General features: G+C 51.0%; 1 rRNA gene. It reads right to left on the bottom strand.

Annotated elements, in window-relative coordinates:
- Positions 1 to 125, bottom strand: a 23S ribosomal RNA gene (locus tag M3629_RS28315); the annotation flags it as partial.
- Positions 126 to 253: the final 128 nt, after the last annotated feature.

The following is a 253-nucleotide window of genomic DNA, read 5'->3' on the forward strand; positions in this document are numbered from 1 at the left end:
TCCCCATTCGGACATCCCCGGATCAAAGCTTGCTTACAGCTCCCCGAGGCAGTTTCGTTGTTCGCCACGTCCTTCATCGGCTCCTAGCGCCTAGGCATCCTCCGTGTGCTCTTAGTAGCTTAACCATTGCGCTCGTGTTCGAGCTGTCACTTCCCTTGGTTTGCTTGCGCAAAGCCAAAAGTCGTTCCATTTCGATCACTCGCTCCAGCAATCTACCTTATAAAACACTTCACTTGTTTACACAAGATCAGCT

Origin of the sequence: Paenibacillus polysaccharolyticus (assembly GCF_023714295.1) — a bacterium.
GTDB classification, from domain to species: Bacteria; Bacillota; Bacilli; order Paenibacillales; family Paenibacillaceae; genus Paenibacillus; species Paenibacillus polysaccharolyticus_A.